Below are 24410 nucleotides of genomic sequence, written 5' to 3' on the forward strand. Positions count from 1 at the left end.
AGCGGACATACTGTCGGAAAGCCACGGATATTCACAGCAGAGCCCCGTCTCAGCTCTCCGGAGGTGAACCGTGACGGTGGACGTTGATCAGAATCTCGTTTCCCGCGACGCTGCGGTACCAACCCCTCGGCTCGAGCCGATGCTGGACCTCGAATGGTCCCAGGCGATCGAACTGCCCCGGTTCGCGCTGCCCGCGACCCGGCCCGCCGAACTGCGCCAGGCGTGGGTGCACCGCGCACCCGAGGACGCGGTGCTCGGGCTGTACCGGCGGGCGAGTGGAGCCGACGACGCACTGCCCGCACCGTGGTGGCTGCGCGCGGTCGCGAGCGGACGGCTCGAGTCGCGCGAACTCGGCTTCCGCATCGAAGACCGGGTGGCGCAGCTGCTCGGCAAGCGGATGGGCTGGGAGTTCGTCCCGTGGGCGGCCGACGGCGAATCCGGGTACTGGGAGTTCATGCCGTCCGAACGCGGCAAGTCCGGCCATTCCATCCCGACGACCGTGCTGAACACGGACCGGCACGACGGCTGGATCGACGTTTTGCCTGCGCACTCTGCCCGCGCACCGGAGCCGGTCGCGGTCGCCGGACTAGCCGGACTGCGCTCCCGGCTCGGGGAGTTCGAAGCGGTCCGCTGACGCGCCCGTATGTTGTCCGGGTGGAAAACGAGGACCAGCCACGGCTGCGCAGCGTGGTCAGCTACGTCAAACGCGGCGGGCGGATGACCGTCGGCCAGCAGCGAGCCTGGGAAGAACACTGGCCACGACTCGGCCGGACGGTGTCGGAACTGCCGCCCGGACCAGTCGACTTCACGGCATGGTTCGGCCGCGAAGCGCCGGTCATGCTGGAGATCGGTTCCGGCATGGGCGAGACGACGTCGCAACTGGCCGCCGCCGCGCCGGAGCTGAACTACGTGGCCGCCGAGGTGTACGACCCCGGGCTAGGGCAGCTGATGCTGCGCGCGGAGAAGCTCGGAGTGACGAACCTGCGGCTCATGCACGGTGACGCGGTGGTCCTGCTGACGTCGCATGTCTCGCCCGACACGCTGTCCGGCGTGCGGCTGTTCTTCCCGGACCCGTGGCCGAAGAAACGCCACCACAAGCGGCGGATCGTGCAGCCGGAATTCGTAGCGCTGATCGCGTCCCGGCTGGCTCCGGGCGGGACGTTCCACATGGCGACGGACTGGGAGCACTACGCGGAGCAGATGCTGGAGGTTTGCTCGGCGGAGCCTGCGCTGCGGAACCGGTACGCCGACGAGCCTGGCGGGTGGGCCCCTCGGCCGGAATGGCGGCCGGTGACGAAGTTCGAACAACGAGCGGACCGGGAGGGGCGGGTTTCGCACGATTTGATCTTTGAGAAGCGCTGATTCGTCCTGGGGAGGGCTGGCGGCGGGTTGGTCTTTCGCCTGGGTGCCGGGCTGGGCTCGGGCTGGTCTTTCACCTGGGCGCGGGCGGGGCTCGAGCTGGTCTTTCAGCTGGGTGCCGGGATGGGCTCGGGTCGGTCTTTCTGATGGGCGCGGACGGGGCTGGGCCAGGGCTGGCGAGTCTTGGCGGGGCTGAGGCTGGCGGGGATGGCCGGGTCCGAAGCGCCCCAATGCCACATTGGGTGCGTCGCATGCACCCAATGTGGCGTTCGTTGCGTTGAGCGCACCCAATGCGGCATTGGGGCGGACGGCGAGGCGAAGTTGGCCGCGCGGGCGGAGCTGGCGAACGGCGGCGATGTTGTGAAGCTCCGCTAGACCGCGAAGCGGCGGAACGCGCGGAGTTGGTGAAGCGGCGAAACGGCCCGCGGCGGCGAAGCAGCGATGCACGCGACGCTGGCGAGCATCGGCTGTGCGGTGAAGCGCCCGAGATCGGCGAAGCAGCGAAGCAGGCCGCGCGGGCGAAGCAGCGGAGCAAGCGATGCTGGCAAACGCCCGCTGCATCGCGAAGCACGCGAGGCTGGCGAAGCGGCGAAACGGCCCGCGGCGGTGAAGCGCCCGAGAACCGCGAAGCAGCGAAGCAGGCGAAGTCATCGCGGCAGACGAAGCAAGCCGTAACCAGCCCACCGAGCGAAGCAGCAGGAAGCGACGAAGGGCCGCCCCCGGGTTCCCATCCCCGGTGACGGCCCTTCGTTTCCTTCACCCCCGGTGCCGCCCCTCCCCCGACGAGGGGCGGCGGCCAGCTATTCGTCGGCCAGTGGCTCCGCTTGCACTCGCTTCAGCGCGGGTGTGCACACCGACGCGCCGAGCAGAGCGACCCCGATCCCAAGCACCACCGGCGCGGCGATCCACGGACTGAACACGACCGAACCCCGTTCCATGGTTGCCATGAACAAGCCCAGTCCGACCGCGACGCCCACCACACCGGCGCCGATGGTCGCCACGAGTGCGGGCAAGGCGGCTTCCATTCGCAGCGCTCGGGACAGCACTCGCACCGGCGTACCAGCCGCCATCAGGGCGCCGAACGTTCGTCGGCGGTCCATGACCGATCCCGCCGTCGCGACTGCGGCGCTGCAGCCGGCGAGGATGCCTGCTGCGATGAGGCCGATCACGGTGACCCGCCGCAGGTCGCTGAGCTGCACTTGCTGTCCGTAGAGGTGCTGCTCGCGACTGCCGATCTCCGCCCCGACCGCGTTGGGCACCAGTGCGGTTCGCACGCTCTCTCGGTTGGTCTCGGCGGTCGGCACGACCAGGGTGACCTGGCTCGGCTTGACCCCGGCCGGCACCGCGGACGGGTCGATCACGTATTCGCCGAAGTTGTTGTGCCGTTCCGGGTGATACGTGCCCAGGTTGACCGCGCCGAGCGGGGTGCCCGTGCTGTCCTCGCCGCCGTACCGCGCGACTCGCAGGTTGTTCGTGTCCAGTTGGTACGGGGCGTACAGGCCGACGCCCGGTTTGCAGTCCTGCTCGGTGATCCCCAGCCGGGTCAGCTTGGCGGCGTCAGCGCAGGTCATGACGTACGCGCGCTGCATCGACTGGTAGTTTCCCTCGCCCTGCATCACGTAGACGCTGGCCACCGGGATGACGCGTTCGGACAGTCCCGCCTTCGAGAGCGTGGCGTTGGTTCGCTCGATCGCCTCAGGGGCCCGGTCCGCGGTGACGTCGACGTACAGCGCCGAGTCCACGTACTGGCGTCCTCCGCCGGCGAGGGATTCGATCGACGGCAGCAGGGTGAGCGCCATCGACCCGGTGAACACCGCGAGCACGATCCCCGCCGACGCGCGGTAGGAACCCTTCGGGTCGTTGCGCAGCCGACGTCCGGCCAGCAGCGACGACGGCCGTCGCCAGATCCGGACGAACGTGCCGCCGACCGCCGAGGTCACCCACGGTCCGACCACCATCGCCGAGGCGACCACCAGCAGCAGGCCGAACAGCACCAGGTTGCCGCTGCCCCCGCTGCGTGCGCCGAAAACGGTGTAGAAGAAGAACAATCCGGCCGCGGGCAGCGCGAGCAGCCGCCACCAGCGCAACGGCTTCACCGTGTGCCCGCCGGTCGCGAACAGCGGCGTGCGCACCACCCGGCGCAGGCCGAGCACCCCGGCGAGCACCACGAGCAGCGGGACCAGCAGCACGGCGAGCACGGTCAGTCCCACCGGCAGGGCGAAGTCCGAGGCCAGCCAGGTTCCGCCGTCCCACGGCACGAACGTGGCCAAACCGCGCAGTGCCGGGCTCAGCAGCAGGCCGAGCAAGGCGCCGACGCCCGCGGACAGTCCGGTCTCGGCGGCGACCATCGCGGTCACCTGACCAGGGGTCGCACCGGCTAGGCGGATCGCGGCGAGCCGTTGTTCGCGGCGGGCGGCGGTGAGCCGGGCGGACGACGCGACGAGCACCAGGCTCGGCACGAGCAGCACGATGATGCCGACCCAGGACAACACCGTCAGCAGGCCGTCCGGATGCCCCTGCCCGGTCGGGAAGGCCGTGGCCGGGAAAGCGTCCTGGCCAGGCTGGTCCTTGTGCCCGTACGGGCGCATCTCCTGCGGGCTGTGCCCGACGAGCGCGACGAGCTGTTCCGGGTACCGCAGCGCCTCGTCGCCGAACGCGGCGACCGGTTTGCCGAAGCGGTTCCCGAGCTGGTCGGCCGGGGTGGTGTTGAGCAGTTTCCCGAGCGCGGGCGACACGATCGTCTCGCCGGGGCCGGGCAGCTGCGGGATGCCCGGGGGCAGGCGCAGCGAGCCGGCCGGGCCGGTGACCGCGATGTCGACGCGGGCGACCTGCTTGCCCTCGAAGTAGTCCTTGGACGAGTTGACCAGCAGGGCGTTCTGCTGGCCGGAGTCGTAGCGGCCGCTGCTCTGCCACAGCGCCCGCTGCTCGCGCGCCTGGGTGGCGTACGGCAGGGTCGCCAGCAGCAGGACGAGCCCGGTCGCGACGGCGACGCCGACCGCGGTGAGGATCGCCGAGGTGCGGGTCCGCCGGTCGCCGCGCAGCACCCGCAGGGCGAGCTGGAACGGGTTCATGCCGCGAGCCTCGTCGCGATCAGGCCGTCGCGGATCGCCACGGTGCGCGGCATCGATTCGGCGAGTTCCCGGTCGTGCGTCACCACGAGCACCGCGGCCCCGGACGCCTGCGCGGCGGCCAGCAGCGCGTCCATCGTCTCGCGGCCGGTGCGGGTGTCGAGCGCGCCGGTCGGCTCGTCGGCGAAGATCACCTTTGGCCGGTGGGTGAGCGCGCGGGCGATCGCCACGCGCTGCGCCTCGCCGCCGGAAAGCTCTCCCGGCCGGCGCGCTTCCTTGCCGGCCAAGCCGAGTTTGCCGAGCCATTCCCGTGCCGCGGCAACGGCTTCGCCACGAGTTCCGCCGGCCAGCAGCGACGGAAGTGCGACATTCTCTTCGGCGGTCAGCTCGGACACGAGCATTCCGGACTGGAACACGAAACCGAATTCGGTGCGCCGCAGTTCGCTGCGCCGCTTTTCGCCGAACTGGTCGATCCGCTGTCCCTGCAACCAGATTTCGCCGCTGTCGGCGCGCAGGATGCCCGCCAGCACGTGCAGCAGCGACGTTTTGCCGGAGCCGGACGGGCCGACGATGGCGATCGCCTCGCCCGGCTGGACGTCGATGTCGATTCCGGCCAGCGCGTGCTGCTGCCCGTAGCGCTTCACCAGCCCGCGCCCCGACAACACCGGTCCGGCGCTCCACTGTGGATTCGTCATCCGCCAGCTCTCTCCCTGTCTCCGTCATGCGTCTTCGGCTGCGACGGAAAGCAGCTTCGCGGATCCGGGCGGGTGTCCACTTCAGGCAGACGGCCGGTACCCGCGGGCCCGCCATCGGCCGATCGGCCGATGGCGACGAACCACGTGGCCAAGGTGCGCCAGGCCGCGGATCATCTACCGTCACGGTGTGCCGCACACCCCGCCGTCGAAAACGTTCGCCGCGCGGGCGACCGAACTCGCCCGCCGCCTCGACATGTCCGTGCTCGTGTTGTTCGGCGCGCTGGCGTTCGACCTCGTGTTCGTGACCGACGCGGCACTCGACAACGTAGGACCGCGATTCGTCGATCTCGGTCTTTTCCCGGGCATTTTCGCGATGGCGGCGTGCGCGTTCTGGGCCCGCAAACGCGCGGCGGTCGCGGGCGTATTCGGTGCGCTGACGCTGATGTTCTGCACCTTCGCCATCCGCTATCTGCACATCCCGACCTACTCCAGCGTGCTGGCGAACCTCACCATCACCGAGGTCGTGGCCGGCGTCGAAATGGTCTATTTCCTCGCTCGCCGGGCCCGGCCCGGAGTCGCCTTCGCGGTGATCTGCGCGCTGGTCATGGGCGCGCTCACCGCGGTGTTCGGCCGCGAATACGACGGCAGGCTCTACGGCAGCGCCATCGTGCAGGCGCTGCTTTTCGGTTTCCTGTTCCTCGTCGCGGCGGTGCTCACCGGGGTGGTCGGCCGCCCGCGCCGCGAACGGGATCCGGCGACGGCGGAACGCCTGCGCAGCATGCACCGGTTCACCGAACTGGTGCGCGGCCAGTGGCCGTTGATCGGCATGCTCAGCATCGGCGTGCTGATCGAATTCGGCTACACCTACGAAAGCGGCAGCCGCGGGTTCCCGCTGCTGGCCTGCTCGATCGGTGCCGCCGCGGTGACCACGCTGTCGCCGCGGCGGCCACGCGATTCGATCCTGGTGGTGGCCGGGCTTCTGCTGCTTTCCGCGCTCGCGACGCCGTTCCTGCACCCCAGCCACAGCTACCAGCTGCTCGGCGGCATCCCGCCGACGCAGATCGTGGCCGCGTTCGGCGTCGTGGTGAACGTGGTGCGGGCGGTGCCGCTCGCGCGGGCCTGGCCGAGGATCGTGCTGCTGTCCGGCGTGGTCGCGGTCGGCGCGGTGCTGAACTTCAGCCAATACCGCACCGGACGGCTGCTCACTGACCCGATCACGCTCGGGATGCTCGCCACCGTCGCGGTCCTGCTGCTCGGCATCGCCATCGCGATCGGCCTCTACCTGCGTTCGCGCGATTCCGAGCGCGCGCAGGTGGTGAAATCGGCGGTCACCGACGCGCAGACGTCCGAGCGGATGGCGCTGGCCAGGGAACTGCACGACGTCGTCGCGCATCACGTGACCGGCATCGTCGTGCAGGCGCAGGCCGCGCGGATGATGGGGGAGAAGAACCCGGAGCTCGCGCTGGAGGCGATGGGCCGGATCGAGAACGCGGGCGTCGAGGCGCTCGCCGCGATGCGCCGCCTGGTCCGCAGCATGCGCGGCGACGCACAGGCCGGTTCCGGCGAGTTCAACGAGCAGGCGACCACGGACCTGGCCGCTGACCTGCACAAACTCGTCGACGCGGGCAACCACGGCATCCCGACGCAGCTGCGGCTCGACCTTCCGGCCGACCTGCCGCACGAGGTCGGCCGGTCCGCGCTGCGGCTGATCCAGGAGTCGCTCACCAACGTCGGCAAGCACGCCTCGGACGCCACCGAGGCGCTCGTGCTGGCCGAGGTCGTCGACGGCGAACTGCACTTGCGGGTGACCGACAACGGCACCGGGCAGACTCACCGTCCGGCGGGCGGGTCGGGCGGATACGGTCTGGTCGGCATGCGCGAACGCGTCGCGTTGCTGCACGGCAGGCTTTCGGCAGGCCGCGAGCCGAACGGCGGCTGGCGGGTCGAGGCGTGGCTGCCGCTCGAGGCGAACGGGGAGACAGACAGGTGATCCGGGTACTGATCGCGGACGACCAGGAAATGGTGCGGATGGGCTTCCGCATGATCCTGGACGCCCAGGACGACATCGAGGTGGTCGCGGACGTGCCGGACGGGGTCTCCGCGGTCGCCAAGGCGCGCGAACTGCGCCCGGACGTCTGCCTGCTGGACATCCGCATGCCGGGCCTGGACGGGCTGGAGGTCACCCGCCAGCTGGCCGGCCCGGACGTCGCCGACCCGCTGAAGGTCGTCGTGGTCACCACCTTCGACCTCGACGAATACGTGCACACCGCGCTGCGCAACGGCGCGAGCGGCTTCCTGCTCAAGGATGCCGGACCGGCCCTGCTGATCGAGGCGGTGCGCGCGGCCGACCGCGGCGACGCGCTGGTGTCTCCGCAGATCACCGTGCGGCTGCTGAAGCATTTCGACGGCGGGACCACCGCCAAGCGCGAGGCCCCGGCGCCGTCGGAGCCGCTGACCGCGCGCGAACTGGACGTGGTGAAGGCGGCCGCCCGCGGGCTCACCAACACCGAGATCGGCGCGGAGCTGTTCCTGTCGCTGTCGACGGTCAAGACGCATTTGGCTTCGGTGCAGGGCAAAGTCGGCGCGCGCAACCGAGTGGAAATCGCGGCTTGGGCCTGGCGTAGCGGCGTAGTCGATTAACCGCTACTGGGACGCCCGTACTATCTCGTTATGTCGCGTCGATTCCACGCCCCGGTTGTTCTGCCCGCCGACCCGTCCTGCTCGCTGCTCCGCGACGCCGTCGTCGATGTCGACGACGAGGGCCGGATTTCGTTCGTCGGACCGGCTTCGACCGCGCCGGAGTTCGCCGGCGAGGTGACCCGGCTGACCGGAATCCTGTTGCCCGGCTTGGTGAACTCGCACGCGCACAGCCCGATGACGCTGCTGCGCGGCATGGGCGGCGACCTGCCGCTGCTGCGCTGGCTGCGCGAGATCATCTGGCCGACCGAGGCGAAGCTGAAGCCCGCGGACGTGCGCACCGGCATGCTGCTGGGCTCGGTCGAAATGCTCCGGCACGGCGTGACGACCAGCGCGGAAATGTATTTCGAGGGCGAGCAGCTCGTCGACGCGGTGCTCACCACCGGCGGCCGGGTGCTCGTCGCACCGCCGGTGATCGAACTGCCCGGGCTGGACTGGCGCGCGACGCTCGCGGCGATCGACCGGTGGATCGACGCCGACGGGCTGCGGTTCGGTCCCGGCGAGCGGATCGAGCTGGGCTACGGGCCGCATTCGGCGTACATGCTGAACCCGGACGGACTGCGCGCTACCGCGGAATCCGCGGCGGCCCGGGGGGCGTTGGTGCAGATCCACGTGGCCGAGGCGGCCGCGGAGGACCTGGAGCAGCGCAAGGAGCACGGGTCGGTGCCGAAGCTGCTGGATTCGCTGGGGATGTTCGACGGGCGGACGCTGGCGGCGCATTCGGTGCATTTGTCGGACGAGGACATCGCGATCTTCGCCGCCCGCGGGGTCGGGATGGCGCACTGCCCCGGGTCGAACGCGAAGCTGGCTTCGGGGATCGCGCGGATCAAGGATCTACGGGCGGCCGGGGTCGCGATCGGCCTCGGCACCGACGGTCCGGCGTCGAACGACGACATCGACCTGTGGGAAGAGCTTCAGCTGACCGCGATGCTGGCCCGGCTGGCCAACGACGATTCGACCGTGGTGACCGCGAAGGATGTGTTCCTGATGGCCACCCGCGGCGGTGCCGAAGCACTCGGCCGCCCCGACCTCGGCGCGCTGGAGCCGGGGCGCTGGGCCGACCTCGTGCACGTCGACCTGGACGACCCGGCCTTCGCCGCCGGTCTCGACGTGCCGGACGAGCAGTTGCTGGCGAACCTCGTGTGGGCGGCCGGGTCGCGCCGGGTGCGCGACGTGTGGGTCGCGGGCGAGCAGGTCGTCGCCGACGCCGAACCGACGCGGGTCGACCGCCGCGAGGTCCAGGCGGCGGTGGCCGACACCGCCGCCCGGCTGCGGGCCTGACCTCAGCGAGGACGGACCTGGATCTCGGTGAAGTGGGCTTCCGGGGTGGCGGTCACCGCGGTGAGCACGGCCGTCGCCACGGAGTCCGGGCGCAGGTACTTTTCGGCTTCGTACTCGCCGCCTTCCTGGGCGCGGGCTTCGCGCTGCATATCGGTGTCGGTGCGGCCGGGGAACACCGACGTCACGCGCAGGCCCGGTTCTTCCGCGCGGAGTGAGTCAGTGAAGGCCCGGACGGCGAATTTGCTTGCCGCGTAAGGCCCCCAGCCGGGACGGGCGGTGTAACCGGCGCCGGAGTTGATCACCACGACGTGGCCGTTGGCGTTGCGGAGGGCGGGCAGCAGCAGGCGGGTCAGCTCGGCGACCGCGATGACGTTGACCTCAAGGTTCGTGCGCCACACCGAGGACGGCGCGTCGGCGACCGTGCCGATCTTACCGACGCCCGCGGAATGGACCAGCACGTCGAGGCGGTCGATGTTGCTGGCGGCGGCTTCCAGGGAAGCGGCGTCGGTGAGGTCGACCGGCCATGGCTCGGCGCCGGGCAGTTCCTCGGCCACCTTCGCGAGTGCGTCGGTGTCGCGGCCGCCGAGGAGAAGACGGTGCGTCGGGGAGAGCTGATGCGCGATAGCCGCGCCGATGCCCCGCGAGGCACCGGTGATCAGGGCGAGCGGAAGGTCGGTCATACCGGCCACGGTAGGCGTCCGCCGCTGAATCGCCAGCCCGGGGAGTCGGCGATCACTTCGCCGGGGCGCAGCGGACCGCGGCCCACGGATCGCGCGGGTAGCGGATCTCCGTTCGGTCCCACGAGCCGGTGAAATTGTCGATAAACCGACTCCAGGTGAGCGGTTCGCGGGTGGAAGCCAGGATGTTCTGCACGTCGGGACAGCGCAGCGCGACACGGGCGGCGTCGATCTCGGCGGGCTGGAACATCCGGATCTCGCCGTCGGTGGCGTAGTCGCCGTACCCGGCTTCGGCGATTTCCCAGGCCGCGACCAGCCACTTCGAGTGTCCGGGACGGCCATTGGGGATCGACGACGAGTGCGCGGCCAGGTCGCTGGCCAGGCCGTAGCCGTCGTGGATGCGCACGTCGAGCGACACGATGTTGCTGATCGCACCCATGCTGTCGGCCGCCATGGTCACGTACGGCCGGGTGGTCGGGAAGCGGAACCACTGCTTCACGTCGCCGTAGCTGTAAACGAGCACAGCTGGCTGCTTCGTCGCCTGCACCGCGTCGACGGCGTGGCGGATGATGTCCTGGCCGAGGTAATCCGTCGCCAGCACCGGATGTTCGTGTCCGGTCGCCCAGGCCCAGTAGCCGCGTTCGTCGGTGACGCTCACCGCTTGGTGGGTGCCTTCGTACGGCACGCGCAGCCAGCCGCCCGCGACTACCGACCACGCGGCGACCCCGGCGACGAACGCGATGGTCTTCCGGGTCAGCGGGATCGCCATGACCGGAAGCAGCACCACGAACAACGCGGGCAGCAACATCCGGCCGTGCATGAAATCTCCGCCGACACGCACGACGTACAGCGCGAGCAACAGCGCGGCAATCAACGGAGTCAGCAACAGGATCCGCGACCGGCGCACCAGTATCGCGGCAATCACCAGCAACAGCAACGGAATCCACAGCACGTACGGGCTGATCAGGTCAGCCAGATACGCGAAACCGCGTGGCCAGTCGCTATTGGCCGCTTCCTTCGCGAGCGCGGTGTTCGGCGTGAGCAGCCCGTAGTAGCCCATCCGAAACACCTGGTACGCCACCGGAATCGCGATTCCCGCGCCGAGCCAGCCCAATGCGGCAAGCCATCGCGGGCGGAGCAAAAGCACCAGGGCGACGAAGCCGACCATGCTGAACAACGCCAGGTCCGGCCGGACGAGCGGGCCGAGTCCGAGCACGATCGCCGTGGCGACCGGCGTTTTGCCGCGCACCAGCAGCCACCAGCTCAGTCCGAGCCACAGCAACACCAGTCCCGTTTCCAGCCCGGAAGTCGCGAAATCGCGGAACGGCGGCAGCGCGCACACGATCAGAGCACCGGCGGGAGTCACGGGTCCGGCGTAGAGCCGACGGGCACCGTCGAGGCCGAAGAACAGGCCGCCGACGGCGCACAGCAGGCCGGTGATCACCGCGATCCATTCGAGCGGCGGTCCGGGAATCGTGCCGATTCCCGCGAGCAGCCAGGTCCACAACGGACTCGTGCTCGCCTCGACGCGCTCGCCGACGTTGAACACCGGACCGTTCCCGGCGAGGATCTGCCGGACGGTGCGGAGCACGAGCAGCCCGTCGTCGCTCATCCACCGGCGCTGCCAGGCGAGCACCGTGTACAGCACGAGAACCGCCCCGGCGGCGGCCCACGTCCAGGTCATCGGGCGGCGGTACCACGGGAGCGGGTCGGCGGGCAGGCCGGCGGCCGCGGTCATGATTGGTCCAGACCTCCCCGAGACGTGACGTGCAGCCACAGTCTCGCATCCGCCGGGAAGCGACGCCGCGCGGTCGCCGTCAGCGGTCGGCCGAGGCGGAGGCGGTCGGCATCGGCGGTCCGCTCGGCGCGGGCGGGACGGTCGGCGCCGGCGGGGCGAGGCCGATGTCCAGGTCCATCCGCTCGCGCTCCTTGCCGCCGAGGGTGAACGGCGACGTGCAGCCGGTCGCCGGGTCGACGGCCGAGTCCAGACCCGGTGCGCCCGCGCCGCGCTGGGTGACGGTGAGCCCGTCCGGCAGCTTCGATATGTCGAAGCACACCTGGTAGGTGCCGTCCTTGCGCTGGTCGAACAGGTAGCTGCCGTCGGCGTTCGTGCGCGCGGTGGCGACGGTGCCGCCCGCGCCGTCCTTGAGCGTGACCGGCAGCTCCGGGAAGCCGGGTTCGTCGTCGTCCTGCGTGCCGTTGCGGTTCAGGTCTTTCCAGGCGCGGTCGCCGATCTTGCCGACCGCGGGCTGCGGCGTGACGGTGACCGTCGCGGTGGCCTTCTGCTCGGCGAGCGGGCCGCCCGGACCGGTGCCGGTGACCTTCGCGGTGTTCACGTGCCCGTTGTCATCCTCGGTGAGGTTCGGGTGGTCACAGGTGAGTTCCCGCGACGCGTTGGCGGCGAGGTCGAACGCGCCGGGAAGACCGGAGCACCACGGGTCCTTCACGAGCAATCCGGTGAGCGGCTGGGATCCCGTGTTGGAGACGGAAATGCGGAAGTGCGCGGCGTCGCCGGCCGGGATGGCAGCCGACGGGCCCCACGTTCCGTCCGCCGGATTCCGCACCTCCATCTTCACCGCGAACGCGGCGAGGGCCACGTGTACGCAGTCCCACAGCACCCAGTTGTGGTTGGTGCTGGCGAAAAACGAGACCGCCGCGGTGTCGTCCGGCGCGGTGAACGGCGGCAGTTGCTGTTGCGCGAGCCTGCCGTCGGACGCGACGTCGTGCGTCACCGCGAGCGGTTTCTCCGCCAGTACGCGCCCAGTGCGGTCCGCGAAGCGCAGCCCGGTGGTCGCGCTCGCGCGCGAACCGAGGCCGGATTGCGCCGTCCCTGCCCACACCGACAGCGAGTATTGCCCGCCAGGCACCGCTTTCACCTGCTGGGCGGCCGAGCTGACCCGGCCGTCCGGCGTCTGGATCTGGGCGTTGACGTGCCCGTCGACCGCGTGCGCGGTGCTGGTGACGAGCTTCGGCACCCGGTCCGGCGGGGTGCTGCGCGGAACCGGCGCGGCGGGGCTGAACAGGTACCCGCTCGGCGCTCCGCCGGGCGAACCGGCGTCCTCCACGCTCGGGTTGGCCGCGATGCCGCCGCACTCCGGAGCCCCCTCGGCGGGAGCCGACCCGGGAGTGACGACGGCGAGCGCGCCGACCAGCATCGCAGTGCCCGCCGCCGCGCCCGCCGTGCGTCCGATCGCGACTTTCCTTGCCCGCCTCACGCGGTGAAGCTAGACCCAGCAAGCCCGATCGGCGGTAAGAAACACCCCAAAGTGTTACCGGCGCCCGATCCGACCCGGCAATCCGAAGGCACCCTTCTTCCAGACCGACACGATCGCCGGCCGCGGCTGGGAGCTTCCGCCGTCCGGCCAGTGCGAGGTCGGGTTCGCCGAACTCGGCGCGTCCTCGCCGGGGTGCTGCACCGCGACGAGCACGAGGTTCTCGGTGACGACCGGACCGCACGTCTCGGCGCCGACCGGCACGGACAGGAACTGCTTCACGTGCCCGCGCTCCGGCCCGGCCACCGGGACCGAGAAGAGGCCGTCGTTCGCGCCGAGGGTGTTGCCGTCGGTCGAGATCCACAGGTTGCCGTGCGGGTCGAAGGCCACGTTGTCCGGGCACGAGATCGGGCTGACCTGGTCCTTCGGGAAACCGCCGAAGTAGGTGTCGGCCGTGGCCGGGTCGCCGCAGACCAGCAGCAGCCGCCAGGAGAACCGGGTCGCGGCCGAGTCGCCGCGGTCCTCGTCCCATTCCAGGACGTGCCCGTTTTTGTTGCGGGTGCGCGGGTTCGCCTCGTCCGGACCCGCCTTGCCCGCCGCGCCGCGGTCGGAGTTGTTGGTGAGCGCGGCATAGATCCGGCCGTTGACCGGGTTCGGCTCGATGTCCTCCGGACGGTCCATTTTGGTCGCCCCGGCGCGGTCGGCGGCCTGGCGGGTGAACACGTAGACCTCCTCCGCGGTGAATCCGTCCACAAAGGACTTGTCGCCGCTGGCAAGGGGAATCCACTCGCCGGTCCCGTCGAACTCGCCGTCGGCGGGCAGCTTGCCGGAACCGTCGATCTCGCCCGGGCTGTTGCCGGAGAACTTCGCGACGTACAGGGTTCCGTCGTCCAGCAGCGCCGAGTTGTGCCGCCGGGCGAGCGCGGAATGCCCCTTCTTGTACTTGCCCTTCGACACGAATTTGTAGATGTACTCGAACCGCTCGTCGTCGCCGGAGTACACCGCGACCCGGCCGTCCGCGGTGATCTTGACGTTCGCCGCCTCGTGCTTGAACCGGCCGAGCGCGGTGTGCTTGACCGGCGTGGAATGCGGGTCGTTCGGGTCGATTTCCACGACCCAGCCGAACCGGTTGGGCTCGTTGGGCTCGCGCGAAACGTCCCAGCGCTGGTCGAAGCGCTCCCACTTGCGCGTGCTCTCGCCGGTGCCGATCGCGTACCGCTTGAGCCGCGCGGCCTGCGCCGGGTCGGACACCTTGTCCGCGTGCGCGAAGTACTGGTGGAAGTTCTCCTCGCCGGACAGCACGGTGCCCCACGGCGTGACGCCGCCGGAGCAGTTGTTCTGCGTGCCGCGCACGCGCTTGCCGGACGGGTCGGCCGACGTCTTGAGGTACTTCGAACCCGCCGCCGGACCGCGCACCTCGAAAATCGTGTCGAGCGTGATCCGCCGGTTCAGCGGGCTCGGAACGGTGCGCAGCGCGCCGCCGATCGGGTCGCGCAGAGTCTGGAGCACCGACAGTCCGTGCGCCGCCCAGGCGATCTTCACCTGCTCCTCGGTGGGGTTGGCCGGGTCGTACTGATCGGCCGGGAAGAGGTGCACCTCGGTGGTGTACTCGTGGTTGACCACCAGCAGATTGCGCAGGCCGAGCGGGTCCTGCGGGATCAGGCCGACGAAGTCGTTGTTGTAGCCGAACTGCTTGGCCTGCGCGGCCGCGGTCTGCTTGCGGAAATCGAACTTCGGCGCGCCGGGGACCACCGGGTCGCCCCAGCGGATCACCACGTGCTGGGCGTACCCGTCGGGGATGCTGACGGCGTCGAGCTTGTTCGGCGGCACCGGCGTGAAGTCGGTGCCGGGCACGGTGCGACCCTTCGCCAGCGGCGCCGGAGCCTGGGCCGGTGTGGCCGCTGCGGCGGTGCCGGACAGCGCGGCGAACCCGCCCGCAGCCGCGGCCATCACCGCGCCGGCCTTGAACACGCCGCGCCGCGAGACGCCCTTGGCGATGTCGCCGAAGTATTCGTTGCCGGTCGGGTTCGGGGCCTCGTGCGCGCACGCGTTGCCGCAGCGGTACTCGCAGGTGATCGGCGACCGGCCGCCGGAATGCGCGGTGAACAAGGGCAGCAGTCGTACGGGCTCCAGGGACACGGGGCCTCCAGGGTCGCTTCTCGGTGGGAACCCGGCGACCGTATGCGGCGAAAGCCCCCTAAATCAGACCAAAAGGTTAACGGCGGATGTATTCGCGCAAAGACGGCGATCGCCCCCGAACAGACAGTCCGGGGGCGATCGCCGAGTGTCGCGAAACGGCTCAGAACTCCTCGTCGCCGACGAGCGCGGCCTCCTTCGGCACGGTGTGCGGGTCGGCCTTCTTCTCGCGCTGCGAAAGCAGCACGGCGGCGATCACGCAGAGCACGGCGGCGACCAGGAACGGACCCTGCTCCCAGCCCATCCACTCGGCGACGTGCCCGACGAGCGTCGCCGCGATCGCGCCGCCGAACCAGCGGCAGAAGTTGTACCCGGCGCTCGCGACCGGCCGCGGCGCGTCGCTGATCGACATCGCGGTCCCGGTGAAGAGCGTGTTCAGCAGCCCGGAAACCAGCCCGGACACGATGATCCCGACGACCACCACCGGCTTGCTCGGGATGGCGAGCACCAGCATCAGCACCGTGTACCCGGTCACCGCCAGCGCGGCCGCGTGCCGTTCGCCGAAGCGGGCGGCCATCTTCGGCGCGAGCACCACGCCGGCGATCGCCACGCACAGGCCCCAGCCGCAGAAGATCAGGCCGACCGCGATGGCGTTCCAGCCGAGCACGAACGGGGACCAGGCGAGCACCGCGAAGAACGCGGCGGTGTAGAGCGCCGAGGCGATCGACGTCCGCAGCAGACCGGGGTGCTTGAGCGCGCGGATCGGGTCGAGCAGCTTGATCGGTTCGCGTTTCTCGTGCGAGTCGCTCTTCAGGAAGATCGAGCACAGCACCAGCGCGGCGATCATCAGCACGGCGGTGCCGAGGAACGGACCGCGCCACGAGATCGTGCCCAGCAGCGCGCCGAGCAGCGGGCCGACCGCGAGCCCGACGCCGAGCGCGGCCTCGTAAAGCAGGATCGCGCCGGATTGGCCGCCGGTCGCCGCGCCGACGATCACCGACAGCGCGGTGGCGATGAAGAAGGCGTTGCCCAGCCCCCACACCGCACGCAGGCCGACGAGCTGTTCGATCGAACCCGCCGCGGCGCACAGCGCGGTCGCGGCGACGATCAGGGTCAGCCCGACCAGCACGGTCCGCTTGGCCCCGAACCGGGCGGACATCGCGCCGGTGAAGAGCATCGCGATCACCTGCACGCCGAGATACGACGTGAACAGCAGCGTGACCTGGGACGGCGAAGCGTTCAGCCCCTTGGCGATGGACAGCAGGATCGGGTCGACGAGGCCGATGCCCATGAACGCGATGACCGCGGCGAACGCGGTGATCCACACCTGTTTGGGCTGGCCCTTGACCGCGTCCAGCAGGCTCGAGTGGTGCTCAGCGCTCATCGCGGATCAGTTCCTCCTTCAGACATAACAGCGAGTTCCGCGGCGGGGTCGTCACGGTGGAAGTCGGCGATCAGCTTGGTGAGCGCGGGGAGCGCGGCGTCGATGGCGGCGCGCTCGTCCGGGTCGAGCCGGTCGAGCCGCGCCCGCAGCTCCGCCTCCCGGCCCGCGATCATCTCGGCGTAGAACCGCTCGCCTTCCGGGGTGGCTTCCACGAGCACGGCGCGCCCGTCGTCGGGATCGGGACGGCGGGTCACCATGCCGAGCCGTTCGAGCCTGCGCACGACGTCGGTCATCGACGGCATCCGCACGCGCTCGAGGCTCGAGAGCCTGCTCATCCGGCTCGGTCCCCGGCCGACCAGCTCCGACAGCACCGACCCCTGGGTCAGGGTCAGCAGCTGCGCGGATTCGCGGCGCACCAGGTAGTACAGCCGGAACACCACCGGCCGCAGCCGTTGCGCCAGATCGCCCATCGAGGAAGTCACTTAGCTAGGCTAACAAAAATTAGTTAGGGTGGCGAAGTAATTCGGCTCACAAGGTGGTCCAGTCCAGGACCCCTAGGCTGGACCAGTGGATGCGGTGATCTTCGACCTCGACGGCGTACTGGTGGACTCCGAGACGACGTGGGACGAGGTGCGCCGCGCGGTAGTCGCCGAGCACGGCGGGACCTGGCGGCCCGAGGCGACCCGCGCCCAGCAGGGGATGAGCACGCCGGAATGGGCGAACTACCTGGTGGAAACGCTGGGCGCGCAGCTCACCCCGGACGAGATCGCGCGCACCGTGATCGACGAGATGGCCGCCCGCTACGCCGACCGGCCGCCGGTGATCGACGGCGCGGACCAGGTCGTCCGCGAAATCTCCCGGCACTGGCCGGTCGCGATCGCCAGCTCGTCGCCGCCGGTGCTGATCCACTCGTTCCTGACCGCGTGCGACCTGACGTCGCTGGTCCCGGTCGCGGTGTCGAGCGAGGAAGTGGCCGCGGGCAAGCCGGCGCCGGACGTCTACCTGCGCGCGGCGATGCTGCTGAACGTCGAAGCGTCCCGGTGTGCCGCGGTCGAGGACTCGACCAACGGCCTGCGCGCGGCGTTCGCGGCGGACATGAAGGTGTTCGCGGTGCCGAACCCGCATTTCCCGCCAGACCCGGAGGCGCTGCGGGACGCCACGGTGCTGCCGAACCTGGCCGCGCTGCCCGCCGCACTCCGCGAGTGACGCAGCCCACAGCGGCAAATAACCCCAAATCGGTCGCAGCCGGTATCCGCCCGGTCGCGCAGTGCCATCCTGAACGCCTGCCAACAAGATCGGCGCAAGGGGTGGACATGGCTGCACCGGACCAGGATTGGGACATCGTCAGCAGCGTCGGACTGACCGCGCTCGGGGTCGCGGCGGGCCGGGCGATCGCGACGGTGTCCCCGGATCCGCTGATCGAAGACCCGTATGCGGCGGAGTTCGTCCGCGCCGCGAACCCGCCGCGGCCGATGCCGGTCGAACCGGTCGACGACGCGCTCTGGATGGCGATGGCCGCGTACCTCGCGGTGCGGTCCCGGTTCTTCGACGAGGTGGTCACCGGCACGGACGCGCCGCAGGTCGTGATCCTCGCGGCCGGGCTCGACGCCCGCGCCTACCGGCTGGACCTGTCCGGCCGCGACGTCTTCGAAGTGGACCAGCCGCGAGTGCTCGCGTTCAAACAGGACGTCCTGGACGGACTCGGCGCGGCCCCGCGCTGCCGCCGCCACGCGATCGGAGCCGACCTGCGCGAGGACTGGCCCGCCGCCTTGGAAAACGCCGGATTCGACCGCGGCCGCCCGGCAGTGTGGATCGCCGAGGGATTGCTGCCGTACCTGCCCCCGCGGGCGGAGGAGCTGCTGTTCGACCTCGTGCACGCCCGCAGCGCGCCGGGCAGCCGGATCGGCATCGAGCACATCCCTGACCTCGGCAGCACCGACATCCTCGACACCATCCGGTCGTCGGACGCCGGAGCGCGGCTCGGCCTCGACGTGAACGACGTGCTCTCGACCGAACCGCGCCGCAACCCGGTCGAATGGCTCGCCCGGCAAGGCTGGCAGACGACCGTCGACCGCGCGGGCGATCTCGCCGCCAGTTACGGCAAACACCTGCCCGACCCGCTCGGCGACGCCATGACCAAAACCGAACTGGTCACCGCCGACCTGCCCTAAACGCCGAGAAGGACTCCCTGCAGGCATTCCCGCAAGGAGTCCTTCACGGACGGTCAGGCTGGGATCAGCGCTCCACGTCGCCGCGGATGAAGGCGTCGACCGCGTCGCGGGCGGTCGAGTCGTCGTACTGCTCCGGCGGCGACTTCATGAAGTAGGACGAGGCGGACAGGATCGGGCCGCCGATGCCGCGGTCCTTGGCGATCTTCGCCGCGCGCACCGCGTCGATGATGATGCCCGCCGAGTTGGGGGAGTCCCACACCTCGAGCTTGTACTCCAGGTTCAGCGGCACGTCGCCGAACGCGCGGCCCTCGAGGCGGACGTAGGCCCACTTGCGGTCGTCGAGCCACTGCACGTAGTCCGACGGTCCGATGTGGACATTGCCCTTGCCGAGCTCGCGGTCCACCTGCGACGTGACCGACTGGGTCTTCGAGATCTTCTTCGACTCGAGCCGCTCGAGCTCCTTCATGTTCAGGAAGTCCATGTTCCCGCCCACGTTGAGCTGCATCGTGCGGTCGAGCTGCACGCCGCGGTCCTCGAACAGCTTCGCCAGCACGCGGTGCGTGATGGTGGCGCCGACCTGGGACTTGATGTCGTCGCCGACGATCGGGACGCCCGCGTCCTCGAACTTCTTCGCCCACTCCGGGTCGGAGGCGATGAACACCGGCAGCGCGTTGACGAACGCGACGTTCGCGTCGATCGCGGCCTGCGCGTAGAACTTGTCGGCCTCTTCGGATCCGACGGGAAGATAGGAGACGAGCACATCGACCCGCGCGTCGCGCAGCGCGGCGACCATGTCGACCGGAGCCTCGTCGGACTCCTCGATGGTCTCGCGGTAGAAGCGGCCGAGGCCGTCGAAGGTGTGCCCGCGCTGGACGGTGACGCCGAGCGGCGGCACGTCGGCGATCTTGATCGTGTTGTTCTCGCTGGCGGAGATCGCCTCCGAGAGGTCCCGGCCGACCTTCTTCGCGTCGACGTCGAACGCGGCGACGAACTCGATGTCGCGCACGTGGTAGTCGCCGAACTGGACGTGCATCAAACCGGGGACGCGCGCACCGGGATCCGCGTCGCGGTAGTACTGCACACCCTGGACCAGCGACGAGGCGCAGTTGCCGACGCCCACGATGGCCACCCGAACGCGGCGGTTCTCGCCCATGCCGGTTTCTCCTTCAATCTCATTCACTTGCATCTGCAGGTCTGCCGCCCCGTTGCGGCCCGCCGCTCAACTCGGTCCCGGCTGCTCCGGGCCGCGCTGCTCGGCTTGTTCGTGCGCGATCAGCTCGTTGAGCCAGCGCACCTCCCGCTCGCTCGACTCCAGCCCCAGCCGGTGCAGCTCGCGGGTGTAGCGGTCGATCTTCTCCTCGGCCCTGGCCAGCGCGTCCCGCAAGCCTTCGCGCCGCTCCTCGACGCGGCGGCGGCGGCCTTCCAGGATTCGCATCCTGACGTCGGCCGGTGTCCGCGAGAAGAACGCCAGGTGGACGCCGAATCCCTCGTCGTCCCACGTCTGCGGTCCCGCGTCGCCGAGCAGTTCGGCGAAGCGTTCCTTGCCCTCGGCGGTGAGCTTGTAGACGCGGCGGCCGCGCCGGGACCACGCCCGGTCGTCCGCCTCGTCGAACTCCTCGACGAGGTAACCGGCCCGCAGCAGCCGGCGCAAGGTCGGATACAGCGAGCCGTACGAGAACGTCCGGAACATCCCGAGCGTCTCGTGCAAACGTTTGCGCAGCACGTACCCGTGCATGGGCGCCTCGTGCAGCAATCCGAGGATCGCGAGTTCGAGCACACCACACCCCATTCCGGGAATACGCCGCGGCCAGCCTCGTTGATCACCGGGACCGGCTCAGCCAACCTACTCGCCGATTATATCGCGCCGATACATCGAAGTGGCGGAAGTAACCCGCGACCAGCATCCGCCCGCCGATCCGTGATCAGAGCGTTATATAACTTTCGGCGTGTCCGAACGGTCGCCCAGGGTGCGGGAAAGCAGGGGGCACCGCGGACACAGCAAGAGCCCGTACTCTGTCCTCGTGCGAAACCAGCGGCAGGTTGTGGATTACGCCTTGCAGCGCCGTGCGCTGCTGGCCGGCGTCCGCTCCGGGCGCGTCGGAGACCACGAGGTCTGCGACGCGAGCCCGTACCTGCTCCGCGCGGCGAAATTCCACGGCAGACCCGAGGACCGGGCCTGTCCGATGTGCCGCCGGGCTCCGCTGCACCTCGTCTCCTGGGTGTACGGCGACGAGCTGAAGCACGTCTCGGGATCGGCACGCACCCCCGCCGAACTCACCCGGATGTCGGGGATTTTCGGGGAGTTCACCGTCTATGACGTAGAGGTGTGCCAGACGTGCCATTGGAACCATCTGGTCCTGTCCTATGTCCTCGGCACGGGAGAGCCCCAGCCGACCCGGCCGCGAAGGACTGCCGGGCAGTGACGAGTACCACAACCGCTGCAGAACGCGGGGCGGCGCCAGTGCAGACAGTGCTGCCTTCGGAGGCCCATTCGTGAACGACGACCGCAACCGCTCCTGGCCGAGCCAGGAGCCAGATGCACCTCGCCGTGCCCGGCGACCGCAGGAGGACCCCGGTCCCGCCTGGCCAGCCGACGACGCGCCCCGGCGCCCCGCACCGCCCCGCCGTCCTCCCGCGGGCGGCCCGCGCCCGCCGCGCGCCCCGCGAGCCGAAGCCGGTCCCGAATGGCCGAGCGGCGACGAAGGCGGTCCGCAGTGGCCCGCCGACGAACCGCGCCGTCCGCAGCGCCCGCCGCAGAACCGCGCGCCGCAAGGCCGTCCGCCCCAGGGCCCCGGCCCGCAGGACCGCGGTTCGGGCACCCGTGCGTCGCAGATCCTCGACGGACAGGGCGCGCCGCCGCCGCGTCGCCAGCCGCCTGCCGGACGCCCCGGTCCCAACGGCGGCCCGAACGGCGGTCCCAACGGGAACGCCACCCAGGGCTTCCGGCAGCCGCCGCCCGGCGGACGGCCGCCGCAGGGCCGCCGGGTCCCGCCGCCGCCTCCGCCGTCCTATCCGGAAGCGGAGCGCGAACCGGACCTGATCACGCACGCCGCGCACAACGGCTACGCCCCCTACGACGACCGGTACGACGACGACCACTACGACCCGTACGACGAGGAAACCCGCCTCGCGCAGTACTCGGACGACGCGGACTTCGAGGACGACCCGGAAGGCGAGGAGGACGGCAAGAAGTCCAAGATCCCGCTCTCGCCGATGCAGCGCCGCAAACGCCGGTGGAAGATCGTCCGGCGCGTGCTGTACGCGATGTTCGGCCTGTTCGTCGTGGTGCCCGCGATCGCGTTCGTGATCACCTATTTCACCGTCGACGTGCCCTCGCCGCAGGAAGTGCTCGCGAAGCAGAGCCAGCCGATCACCTTCTATTACGGCGACAAATCGGTGATGGGCCGGGTAGTCCCGGAGGGCGGCGACCGCGAGCTGCTGCAGCCCAACCAGGTGCCCGAGGTCGTCAAGCACGCCGTGTACGCGGCGGAGGACGCGACCTTCGAGACCAACTCGGGCTTCAACGTGATGGCGATCCTGCGGTCGGTCTTCAACCAGGCGACCGGCGGCACCGGCGGCGGTTCGACCATTTCGCAGCAGTACATCAAGCAGGCGACCAAGAACGACGCCCCGACGCTGACGCGTAAGTGGACCGAGCTGGCGAAGTCGTTCAAGCTCAACAACGAGACGTCCAAATCGGACATCATCACCGGCTATCTGAACATCGTCTTCTTCGGCCGCGGCTCGAACGGCATCGCCGCCGCGTCGAAGGCGTACTTCGGCAAGGACGTCAGCCAGCTCAACGCTTCCGAGGCGGCGCTGCTCGCCGGGATGATCCAGGGCCCGAGCCGCGACCGCGACACCGCGTACGTCCAGAAGCGGTGGAGCTACGTGATGGACCAGATGGTGGCCAACCACTGGCTCTCGCCCGCCGACCGCAAGGCCGCGCAGCTTCCCACGATGATCCCGCGCGATTCGCAGAAAAAGGAAAACGCGGGCACCCTGGACTACTTTATCCAGCAGCGCATCCTCGACGAGCTGAAAGACAAGGGCTACGACGAGGACAAGCTGTACTCCACGGGCGCGAAGATCTACACCACGATCGACCCGAACGCACAGAAGACCGCGGTGCAGGCAGTCCAGGACAACATGGAGGGCCAGACCGACGAGAACCTCCGGGGAGCGCTGGTCGCCGTCGACCCGAGAACCGGGGGCGTGCTCGCCTATTACGGCGGGCCGACCACGGTGAAGAACGACGCGGGCAAGGACGTGCTCGCCACCGACTGGGCGAACACCCCGCAGAACCCCGGCTCGTCGATGAAGGCCTACGACCTCACCGCCTGGCTCAAAATGGGCAAGGGGCTCGGCGAAACCTTCGACGGCACCAACAACCGCGAACTCGGCGGGCGCGTGGTCCGCAACGCGGGCGAGAGCGCCAGCTGCGGTCCGCAGTGCACGGTCAAGAAGGCTATGGAGGTCTCGGCGAACACCGTGTTCTACGACATGGTGCTGAACTGGACGAAACCGGCCAGGGTCGCGGAAGCCGCGAAGGAGGCGGGCGTGATTCCCGCCCCGAAGGGCAAGGCCAAGCTCGGTACGAGCGACGCCAACATCGCCCTCGGCGGTGGTGCCACCTCGGTCACCCCGGAGGACATGGCCGCCGGCTATTCGTCGTTCGCCTCCGGCGGCCTGCGCCGTGACCAGCACTTCGTCGCGAAGCTCACCAACTCCCAGGACGAGGTCATCTTCGACGACACCAACGGGCAGGGAAAGCCCGCGTTCGACGACAGCGCGGACAAGAGCAAGCAGATCGCGGGCAATGTGACCGACGCGCTCATCCCGGTCATCGCCGAATCGCACCTCAAGTGCCCGAGCGGCCACGAGTGCGCGGGCAAGACCGGTACCCAGCAGTACGACCCGAAGGACAGCGACCCGAGTTCGTACAGGGACCGCAACGCCCAGACCTGGATGGTCGGGTACACGCCGTCGGTGTCGGCCGCGGTCTGGGTCGGCGGCGACGGCAACAAGCCGCTGCACGACAAGAACGGCAAGCCGATCTACGGCAAGACGGTCGCGGGGCCGGCCTGGCAGGACTTCCTCACGAACTACCTGAAGGACAAGCCGGGCGAGAAGTTCGACAAGGTCCAGCCGATCGGCAAGGACGCGGACGAGGTCGTCACCTCGAGCAAGGCGCCCCCGCCGCCGCGCGAGACGTCCAGCGAGCAGGCTCCGCCGCCGTCCACGACGTCCTCGTCGTCGGCACCGCCGACCAGCTCGTCGCATCCGCCGTCCTCAACGACGACCAGCCCGACCAAACCGGGCGGCATCTTCGGCGGCGGCACCGAAGGCGGCAACCCCGGCAGCGGCGGCGGTCCCGTGGTGAACGGCGAACCGCCGCGGCGCACCGGCTGACCCGCGCCCGAACCCCGACTGTGCCGATCGTTACTAATCCGACCACAGCCACGGCCGAATGACTTCGCTGCAACGGTTACGTGCCGCTGCGGGGTCGGCCTACTTTTGGTCGGATTAGTAAAAGAGGCTCCTCTCCACCGCGGAGAGGAGCCTCTTTTTGCCGGTACCGCCCGGCTGGGGGTGCGGTAGGTTCACCGACGGTCTCCTCCCCCGCGAAGGGGATCGGCCAGGAGAGTGAACCTCGACCGGGGTTGCCGCGTCTGGTCATCAGAGGGCCTTCTGCGTCCGCAGGCTGCCCGTGTCCGAGAAGAGGATCCG

Annotated in this window: 19 protein-coding genes; 9 read left to right on the forward strand and 10 right to left on the reverse strand. The window is 69.9% G+C overall.

The window, feature by feature from the left end; translation table 11 throughout:
- Positions 1–139: 139 nt before the first annotated feature.
- Both WA670_RS03685 and trmB read left to right on the forward strand, forming a co-directional pair.
- Positions 140–634: a hypothetical protein gene (locus WA670_RS03685; protein ID WP_220507610.1), complete on the forward strand. Its 495-nt coding sequence runs from the start codon at positions 140–142 to the stop codon at positions 632–634.
- A 20-nt stretch (positions 635–654) separates the two neighbouring features.
- Positions 655–1362 (forward strand): tRNA (guanosine(46)-N7)-methyltransferase TrmB, encoded by a 708-nt coding sequence (gene trmB / locus WA670_RS03690; RefSeq protein ID WP_078870286.1) that lies wholly within the window; start codon positions 655–657, stop codon positions 1360–1362.
- Between the two features lie 797 nt (positions 1363–2159).
- Here the strand turns inward: trmB and WA670_RS03695 are convergent.
- Together WA670_RS03695 and WA670_RS03700 are read right to left on the reverse strand one after the other, a co-directional pair.
- The gene (locus WA670_RS03695; protein ID WP_336156915.1) at positions 2160–4430 is read right to left on the reverse strand and encodes an FtsX-like permease family protein; all 2271 of its coding nucleotides are present in this window, start codon (positions 4428–4430) and stop codon (positions 2160–2162) included.
- On the reverse strand, positions 4427–5122 hold the full coding sequence (locus tag WA670_RS03700) for an ABC transporter ATP-binding protein (RefSeq protein ID WP_336156916.1): 696 nt from the start codon (positions 5120–5122) through the stop codon (positions 4427–4429). Before WA670_RS03700 ends, WA670_RS03695 begins: the two co-directional genes overlap by 4 nt.
- A gap of 187 nt (positions 5123–5309) precedes the next feature.
- Here WA670_RS03700 and WA670_RS03705 point away from each other — a divergent pair, with 187 nt between their 5' ends.
- Genes WA670_RS03705 through WA670_RS03715 form a run of 3 tightly spaced genes read left to right on the forward strand, consistent with a single transcriptional unit; the run spans position 5310 to position 9100 of the window.
- Positions 5310–7112, forward strand: a complete 1803-nt coding sequence (locus WA670_RS03705; RefSeq protein WP_336156917.1) for a sensor histidine kinase — start codon at positions 5310–5312, stop codon at positions 7110–7112.
- Positions 7109–7762: a response regulator gene (locus WA670_RS03710; protein ID WP_043831721.1), complete on the forward strand. Its 654-nt coding sequence runs from the start codon at positions 7109–7111 to the stop codon at positions 7760–7762. Before WA670_RS03705 ends, WA670_RS03710 begins: the two co-directional genes overlap by 4 nt.
- A 30-nt stretch (positions 7763–7792) precedes the next feature.
- Positions 7793–9100 carry an amidohydrolase family protein gene (locus tag WA670_RS03715; RefSeq protein WP_336156918.1) on the forward strand — a complete coding sequence of 436 codons (1308 nt, stop codon included), beginning with the start codon at positions 7793–7795 and terminating at the stop codon, positions 9098–9100.
- Positions 9101–9102: 2 nt separating this feature from the next.
- Here the strand turns inward: WA670_RS03715 and WA670_RS03720 are convergent, their stop codons facing one another.
- From WA670_RS03720 to WA670_RS03745, 6 genes are all read right to left on the reverse strand, one after another.
- Complete coding sequence (locus WA670_RS03720) at positions 9103–9780, reverse strand: SDR family oxidoreductase (protein WP_336156919.1); 678 nt, start codon at positions 9778–9780, stop codon at positions 9103–9105.
- 52 nt (positions 9781–9832) lie between these two features.
- Complete coding sequence (locus tag WA670_RS03725; RefSeq protein ID WP_336156920.1) at positions 9833–11515, reverse strand: hypothetical protein; 1683 nt, start codon at positions 11513–11515, stop codon at positions 9833–9835.
- Between the two features lie 79 nt (positions 11516–11594).
- On the reverse strand, positions 11595–12992 hold the full coding sequence (locus WA670_RS03730; RefSeq protein ID WP_051728650.1) for a DUF7850 domain-containing protein: 1398 nt from the start codon (positions 12990–12992) through the stop codon (positions 11595–11597).
- Positions 12993–13046: 54 nt separating this feature from the next.
- Positions 13047–15128 carry a PhoX family protein gene (locus WA670_RS03735; protein WP_037809050.1) on the reverse strand — a complete coding sequence of 694 codons (2082 nt, stop codon included), beginning with the start codon at positions 15126–15128 and terminating at the stop codon, positions 13047–13049.
- Between the two features lie 160 nt (positions 15129–15288).
- Positions 15289–16509: an MFS transporter gene (locus WA670_RS03740; RefSeq protein ID WP_037809052.1), complete on the reverse strand. Its 1221-nt coding sequence runs from the start codon at positions 16507–16509 to the stop codon at positions 15289–15291.
- A complete protein-coding gene (locus WA670_RS03745; protein ID WP_238603737.1) occupies positions 16506–16991 on the reverse strand; it encodes a MarR family winged helix-turn-helix transcriptional regulator in 486 nt (161 codons plus the stop codon). Before WA670_RS03745 ends, WA670_RS03740 begins: the two co-directional genes overlap by 4 nt.
- Before the next feature lie 85 nt (positions 16992–17076).
- On the opposite strand from WA670_RS03745, the gene WA670_RS03750 reads away from it, so the two are divergent.
- Together WA670_RS03750 and WA670_RS03755 are read left to right on the forward strand one after the other, a co-directional pair.
- Positions 17077–17715: an HAD family hydrolase gene (locus WA670_RS03750; RefSeq protein WP_275293348.1), complete on the forward strand. Its 639-nt coding sequence runs from the start codon at positions 17077–17079 to the stop codon at positions 17713–17715.
- A 107-nt stretch (positions 17716–17822) separates the two neighbouring features.
- Positions 17823–18680, forward strand: a complete 858-nt coding sequence (locus tag WA670_RS03755; protein WP_336156921.1) for an SAM-dependent methyltransferase — start codon at positions 17823–17825, stop codon at positions 18678–18680.
- Between the two features lie 64 nt (positions 18681–18744).
- On the opposite strand, the gene WA670_RS03760 is transcribed toward WA670_RS03755, so the two are convergent.
- Positions 18745–19833: an inositol-3-phosphate synthase gene (locus tag WA670_RS03760; RefSeq protein WP_037809059.1), complete on the reverse strand. Its 1089-nt coding sequence runs from the start codon at positions 19831–19833 to the stop codon at positions 18745–18747.
- Positions 19834–19899: 66 nt separating this feature from the next.
- Positions 19900–20457, reverse strand: coding sequence for a PadR family transcriptional regulator (locus WA670_RS03765; protein ID WP_037716279.1), 558 nt, complete (start codon positions 20455–20457; stop codon positions 19900–19902).
- A gap of 244 nt (positions 20458–20701) precedes the next feature.
- On the opposite strand from WA670_RS03765, the gene WA670_RS03770 reads away from it, so the two are divergent.
- Both WA670_RS03770 and WA670_RS03775 read left to right on the forward strand, forming a co-directional pair.
- Positions 20702–21103, forward strand: a complete 402-nt coding sequence (locus WA670_RS03770; protein WP_336156922.1) for a DUF5318 domain-containing protein — start codon at positions 20702–20704, stop codon at positions 21101–21103.
- 70 nt (positions 21104–21173) lie between these two features.
- Entirely contained in the window at positions 21174–24092 is a 2919-nt protein-coding gene (locus tag WA670_RS03775; protein ID WP_336156923.1) for a transglycosylase domain-containing protein, read from the forward strand.
- Positions 24093–24410 lie beyond the last annotated feature (318 nt).

This window comes from Amycolatopsis sp. VC5-11 (genome assembly GCF_037034185.1).
GTDB classification, from domain to species: Bacteria; Actinomycetota; Actinomycetes; order Mycobacteriales; family Pseudonocardiaceae; genus Amycolatopsis; species Amycolatopsis nivea.